Annotated in this window: 5 protein-coding genes and 1 other RNA gene; 1 reads left to right on the forward strand and 5 read right to left on the reverse strand. The window is 68.7% G+C overall.

Features of this window, described 5'->3' with window-relative positions; all coding sequences use genetic code 11:
* Positions 1 to 6: 6 nt before the first annotated feature.
* Positions 7 to 1,719 carry a M14 family zinc carboxypeptidase gene (locus AC1DXV_RS11885; RefSeq protein WP_477933702.1) on the reverse strand — a complete coding sequence of 571 codons (1,713 nt, stop codon included), beginning with the start codon at positions 1,717 to 1,719 and terminating at the stop codon, positions 7 to 9.
* Positions 1,720 to 1,748: 29 nt separating this feature from the next.
* Here AC1DXV_RS11885 and AC1DXV_RS11890 point away from each other — a divergent pair, with 29 nt between their 5' ends.
* Positions 1,749 to 2,117: a DUF1801 domain-containing protein gene (locus tag AC1DXV_RS11890; RefSeq protein WP_477868680.1), complete on the forward strand. Its 369-nt coding sequence runs from the start codon at positions 1,749 to 1,751 to the stop codon at positions 2,115 to 2,117.
* 8 nt (positions 2,118 to 2,125) lie between these two features.
* On the opposite strand, the gene AC1DXV_RS11895 is transcribed toward AC1DXV_RS11890, so the two are convergent.
* The 4 genes from AC1DXV_RS11895 to AC1DXV_RS11910 all read right to left on the reverse strand — a co-directional run.
* Positions 2,126 to 3,670: an Ig-like domain-containing protein gene (locus AC1DXV_RS11895; protein ID WP_477933704.1), complete on the reverse strand. Its 1,545-nt coding sequence runs from the start codon at positions 3,668 to 3,670 to the stop codon at positions 2,126 to 2,128.
* A 107-nt stretch (positions 3,671 to 3,777) separates the two neighbouring features.
* Positions 3,778 to 5,676 (reverse strand): alpha/beta hydrolase family protein, encoded by a 1,899-nt coding sequence (locus tag AC1DXV_RS11900; protein ID WP_477868684.1) that lies wholly within the window; start codon positions 5,674 to 5,676, stop codon positions 3,778 to 3,780.
* A 138-nt stretch (positions 5,677 to 5,814) separates the two neighbouring features.
* Positions 5,815 to 6,217: a transfer-messenger RNA gene (gene ssrA, locus AC1DXV_RS11905) on the reverse strand.
* A gap of 13 nt (positions 6,218 to 6,230) precedes the next feature.
* Positions 6,231 to 6,617 (reverse strand): HAD family hydrolase (locus tag AC1DXV_RS11910; RefSeq protein WP_477933706.1); only part of this gene is annotated, 387 nt, incomplete at its 5' end.

Genomic DNA, 6,617 nt, shown 5'->3' on the forward strand with positions numbered 1-6,617 from the left:
GGCAGCTCAGGCTTGCGGCAGCTCGAGCAGGCGCAGCACCGGATACAGGCGCCATTCGGGCTCCGCGTAGCGCTGTGCGGCGAGGAAGATGAAGCCGAGCACCGCGTCGCGATCGCCGAGCAAGCCGGGGTGGGCTGCCTTCCATTCATCGAAGCGATCGCGCAGGCCGGGCTCCTCGGCCAGCAGCCGCTCGGCCTCGTCCTCGAACACGTAGTCGCTGAAGGCCTCCTTCTTGTCGAGCACGCTGTCGAAGAACGCCCAGCGGAACAGGCTGTCGATGCCCAGCGGCTCCAGCACCTCGACGATGAAGCGGTCGTGCGGCCCGCCGAGCGGCACCAGCCAGTCGCCTTCGGCCACGTCGAAGAGGCGTGCCTCGATCGCGACCTCCAGCACATCGTGCAGGTGCCGGCCTTCGAACGGCGCCCGCCGCTTCTCGAAGTGCACGATGCGGCAGGCCTCGGCCCGCACGCGGTCGGCACGCGCGACGCGCTGCAGGCCCACCCCATGCGCCTGCAGGCGCAGCACCACGTCGTGCCAGGCCTGCGGCAGCAGGTAGGCACGCGGCGGCCGCACGCTGGTGGTGGATTGCCAGCGGTCGAAGTACGCGATGTCCTTCTCCCACGGCGCATGCCGGTCGTAGCGCAAGCGCTGGTAGCCGCCGAGGCGGCTCGGTTCATGCACCGCGGTGAAGCCGCCGAAGCGCACGGGCCGGCTGCGCTGCAGGTCGAGCTGCCAATCGAGCGCGACCGCCGCGCCACCCGCCACCGCCGCGCGATCGGCCGCGCGCGCGGCGCGGATCGCGTCGCCGTGCGCCACGGTGTGCGCGAGCGCCGCCTCCACCAGCGCGCGCGTGCCGTGGTAGCGCGCCTCGAACGCCTTCAGCATGTGCGTCTCGGGCATGAAGCCGATCGTGTGGTGCAGCGCCGCGTAGCCGGTGGAGAAGCGCGGCGAGTCGAGGAAGTCGGCAATGCCGTCGTCCGGGATCTCCTTCAGCGTGTTCACGTACGGGCACATCGGGAAGCCGCGCTGCGCCATGCCGGCGTACAGCGCGGGCAGCATCGCCTCGCGCAGGTGCGCTCCGGTGCGGCCGCCGAGCTTGTCGGGCTGGGTCGCGATCAGCGTCACCACGTGCTGGTAGTCGGCACCGTTCGAGGTGTGGGTGTCGACCATCACGTCCGGGTCCCAGCGGGTGAACACCTGCGTGAAAGTGCGGGTGTTCAGGCTGTCGGCCTTGATGAAATCGCGGTTCAGGTCGAGGTGGCGCGCATTGCCGCGGAAGCCGAAGGCCTCCGGCCCGTTCTGGTTGACGCGGCTGGTGTCCTGCCGGTTCAGCGCGCCATCGACGTTGTAGACGGGGATGTAGACCAGCACGGTGCGCCCGAGCGCCGCGCGCCGCGCCGGATCGAGGCACAGGTCGCGCAGCAGCGCCATGCAGGCATCGATGCCTTCGGGCTCGCCGGGGTGGATGCCGTTGTTGTTGAAGAACACCGGGCGACCGGCGGCCTTCACCGCCTGCGGGTCGAAGACGCCGTCGGTCGAGAACACGCCGACGTGGATCGGCACGCCGGCGTCGGATCGGCCGGCCTCTTCGAAGCGCAGCCACCCACCGAAGGCCTGCGCCAGGCGCTGGTGGAAATCGATGCAGGCACGCCAGGTGGTGGTCTGGTTGCCGTTGCCCCGCTCGAACGGGGTCGCCCAATCGTCGTGATGGATGTCCATCGCCGAAGTCTAGGCGGTACGATCGCGCGATGCCGACACCGTCCGAACTCATCGACGAGAAGATCGCAGGCCTTGCCGACTGGCGCGGCGAGATGCTCTCGAAACTTCGCAAGCTGATCACGCAATCCGAACGCGGCGTGACCGAGGAATGGAAATGGGGCACCGCCGCCTGGTCGCACCACGGGTTGATCTGCACCGGCGAGACCTACAAGAAGGTCGTCAAGCTGACCTTCGCGAAGGGCGCCTCGGTGCCGGACCCCGCGGGCCTCTTCAACTCCAGCCTCGACGGCAACGTGCGCCGCGCGATCGACTTCCATGAAGGCGACACGCCGGACGCCGAGGCGCTGAAGGCGCTGTTCCGCGCCGCGATCGCGGTGAACAAGGCCGCGGCGCCCTGACCGGGCCTTCAGTCGCCGATGTGAACCGTCACCACCGCGGCACCGACACCGCCGTGCCGGTCGGTGACGGCGTAGACGAAGTAGTCGGTGCCGCTGGTCATGCCGGCCGGCGGCGTGTAGGTGACGGTGCGGCCGTTCAACACCGCCTGGCCGCCGAAGCTGGTGGCGGTGCCGGGCAACGCGTATGACAACGGCCCCCAGCCGCGGTCGTGCGTGAGCCGGGCCAGGTGGATCTGCGCGGGCACGCCGGCGGCGGTGCGGACCTCGGCGGAGGCCGCGTGGGGCGGCGTGTCGTGGCCGAGCGCGGCCACGCGCTGGTCGAGCCAGCCGGTGATGGCGCCGACGACCGTGTTCTCGATGCCCATGAAGCCGTGGTAGCTCAGCGCCCCGCAGACGTCGGGCGACACGCCGTTGCCCGCGGTGGTGACGCGCACGCCGCCACTGCCGATGCTGAACGACGCATCGTTGCCGGTGGCGACCAGGCTGTCGTAGAACGCGCGCGATCCGGCCGGCGAGACACCGGCGCAGCCGTCTTCGGCATGCCACACCACCTGCGTGGGACGGCGCACGTACGAGGGCTGCAACGTGGGCACGCCAGGCTTGCCCACCCACAGGCGGTGAGTACCGTCGCTGAGGTCCAGGGTGACGGTGCTGGAACTGACGATGCCGGTCGCGATGAGGTTCTGCGCCACCACCGAGATCGCGCCGCGGCTGGTGCCGGACAGGAACACCGGCAGGCGGCCGGTGCCGAGCGATTCGAGCACGCGGAGGATGTCGACCGCATGGTCGACCGACACGCGGTAGTAGTCGGTCGCGGTGGTCACGTTCGTCGAGCCGGGCGCCAGGCGCGGGCCGGGCACCGGCCGGTCCAGCGCCACGGCGAGGTAGCCCGCATCGGCCACGAGTTGCGCAGTGCGCACGACGAAGTTGTTGGCACCGCCGGTCACGTCGCCGGCACCGGTGTCCAGGTTGCCGCGGATGGCCATGTTGAAGTCGCCGCCGCCGAGCAGCACCACCACCGCCTTCGGCGGCCTGCCGTCGGACGGCCAGTTGACGAAGTAATCCATCGTCACCGGGCCGTCGATCGAGATGCGCGTCGGGGTCTGACCGTAGTAGGCGCAGCCGTTGGACTTGGTGCGCGGGCCCAGCACGCCCTCTGGCGTGACGGTGCTGTCCTGCCGGCAGGTGGCCAGCGCGGCATCGTCGTAGACCACCATGCGGGCCGTGCCTTCGACGGCGAGGCCGCCACGGTCGGTGGCGCGGTAGGTGAAGGAATCGGTGCCCGCGGTGGCCGGTGCGGCGTAGATCACGTGCCGGCCATCGGGCGAGACGGCGGCCGAGCCGGACTGCGGGGCCGACAGCAGTTCGATGCGGTGCGGGCCGCGCTGGTCGGCGTCGTCGACCAAGGGTTTCAGCGTGACGGTGCCGCCCGTGTGCACGGCGCGGCGGATCTCGGTGAATGTCGGGGCATCGTTGCCCGGGCGGGGGTGGGCGTGGACGGCCGCCGCGGCGGCCACGAGCGCCAGGGCGGCGAGCGTTGCTTTCAAGGTCATGTGGGACTCCTCCGTGAGTGGCCGGGAGCGTACGACCAACATTCGCGGACCTCAAACCCTCTTGCGGGGGAGCCATGCCAAAGCAGCTGCAATTGCTGCCAGCCGGTTCATGGAGCCTTCTCGGCCTGCTGCTGCGGAGGGGCGAGATGGCGACCCAGGAAATCGAGGAGGGCCGCGTAGTACCGCACGCGTGACTTCGCCGTCGAAAATCCGTGCCCATCCTCGTCGAACCACATCCATTCCACCGGCTGACCGGCGCGCTTCAGCGCCTCCACCATCGCCCGGCTTTGCGACGCCAGCACGCGCCGGTCCAGGCTTCCATGCGCAATGAAGATCGGCGTGCGCAGGCGGTCCGCATGCTTGAGCGGCGAGATCTCGTCCAGCGCGATTCGGTCCTTGTCGGGGTCGCCGATGCGGTCTCGCCGGATCGCGCGCGTGACGGGGCTCGTGTCGTCCCAGAGGCCGCTCGACAGCCAGTCGGCCAGGTCGCTGACCCCCGCGAAGCTGGCGGCGCATCGGTACAACTCGGGCGTCTTGATGGCGCCCCACATCGCCGCATAGCCGCCGTAGCTGGCCCCGACGATGCACACCCGCGCGGGGTCGGCGATCTTTTCCTGGACGAGGTATCGGACGCCGTCGGCGATGTCATCCTGCATGCTGCGGCCCCATTGGCGATAGCCGGCATCCTCGAAGCGGCGGCCGAACCCGCTCGAGCCGCGGAACTGCGGCTGGAAGACCACATAGCCGGACTCCGCGAGCATCTGGACTTCCTGGTCCCAGTCCCATCGGTCGCGAACATGCGGGCCGCCGTGGATCAGCACCACGGTCGGCGCCGGTTGGCCATCGGAACCGGCGGGCCGCGTGAGGTAGGCCGGGATGCTCAGGCCGTCGCGCGCCGCATACCGCATCGTCTGCTTGGTGTGCATGCCGGCCGGGTCGATCTTCGGCATCGCCGCGACGATCTCGCGCAGCTTGGACGTCCGGGTGTCCAGCACGTACCAGCGACCGGGATCGACATCGCCATACGACGTGACCAGCACGCGCCCGTTCTTGTCGCCCTGCAAGTCATTGGTGCGGCCCGGAAGCGCGGCATCGATGCCGGCCTGCAGGCTCGCCCAGCGCGCATCGAACCAGAAGGTTTGCGGACGCAGACCGCCGGTGATCACGCGTTCGACGTTCGGTGCATCGAGGCCTTCGACCAGCAGGATGTCGTCACGGGCATGCGCGGCCATCAACTCGACATGCTGGCGCGAGACGGCGTCGTACTTGAAGACGGCCCAGGTGTCTCGCCCCTGACGCGAAGACACCGCCAGCGTGTCGGCTTGCGGCAGCACGTCGAAGGGGTACCAGACCTCGTTCAATGCGCTCACCGGCCACTCCTGCAGGAGTTGCCAGTCCTGTGTCGCCGCACGGCGGTACCAGTTGCTGATCTTCGAGGTGCCGGACCAGCGGCTCGAATCGATCATCGTGACCGCGCGCAGCTCACCCGATTCGTCGAACGCCCAGGCGGCGGGCTTGCCGGGCAGGGAAACACGGAATCGTTGCCGGTTGCCGGTGCGTGCATTCACCAGGTCGATGTCGCCGTCTTCCTCATCGCGGTAGACCAGCACCGATTCGGCCAGCGGGCCGGCCTTGCTCATGCGCCGGATGAAGCGCTCGCCGAGCGAGGCGACCTGCTTGCCGGACAGATCGATCGAGACCGACTCGCGGTTGTTGTAGTCGACCGCGAGAAGGTCGTTGGTCACCCAGTTCACCGCGATCGGGATCTGGCCGTACACGTAGCGCGGATCGCGCTCCGGCTTGGCGAGAAGCCGGAGATTGGCCGCATCGGCCTCGAGGTCCATCAGGAAGGCAGCCGTGGCCGATTCGGTGTAGGCGATGCCCGCGACGTATCGCCCGTCTGGAGACAGGCTGAGCGAGCCCACCTGGGTGCTGCGCGCAGCCACGGCGAGAAACGGTGCGGCCAGCAGGATCGTCGTTGCGAGGATGCGGGTGAGCATGTTCATGCGGGGAATTGTCGCTGTCGGATGGCTGCACCCGTTGCGACCGAGGCCCGCGGCATTTCGCCGTCGAACAAAAAAAAGCCCTGGCGCATCACTGCGTCAGGGCTTCTTGCACTTCACGGTCCTCATCGGACCTTCATCTGGTGGAGCCGGCGGGAATCGAACCCGCGTCCGCAAGCCATCATCGAGTAGGTCTACATGTGTAGCTGACTGATTTGTTTTTGAGGACAGTGGTCGCGCAGCAGCACGCTACCCCCATCCCGAGTCACTTGATTTAGCCCTTGAACCGAGTGACCCGGCTCAGAGCGATTCCATGTGAATGACTTCGCAGCTCTCAGGTTGCCCCTCAAGCCCAGCCCATGGACGTGCTGTTGCGAAGCCCACCGGTATTACGCGGCGGGGGGTAGCCCTTAGGCGGGGTTTAAGCCGCTTGCAGGAACTTTTCGTCGTTCGCAGTTGATGCGATCCAGTGGTTTTACGAGCGAACTGGTGCTCGACATGCACTATCCCGAATCCGCACCCGCGTCGAAACCAGGTCGGCCCCAGGACTTCGTAGTTTAGGCCATCGCCAGCAGCTTCAAGAGCTCATCGGGCGAATGAACGACATGCTGCGCGCCCCACGCCCCCACCGGCTCGCCGACACCCAGGTAGCCCCAGGCCGCCGCCACCGTCGCCATGCCGGCCGCAAACCCCGCCTGCACGTCGCGCAGGTCGTCGCCGACGTACACGCAATCATCTGCTGCCACGCCCATCTGCCGCRCCGCCTCCAGCAGCGGCGCCGGGTGCGGCTTCGAGTGCGGCGTCGTGTCGCCGCTCACCACCGCGCCGGCCCGCGCACCGAGCCCCAGCGCCTTCACCAGCGGGTTCGTGAAACGCTGCGCCTTGTTCGTGACGATGCCCCAGCGCAGGCCGAGCGCCTCGATCGCATCGAGCATCGCCGGCAC

It is taken from the genome of Rhizobacter sp. P3_C12, from assembly GCF_056402735.1.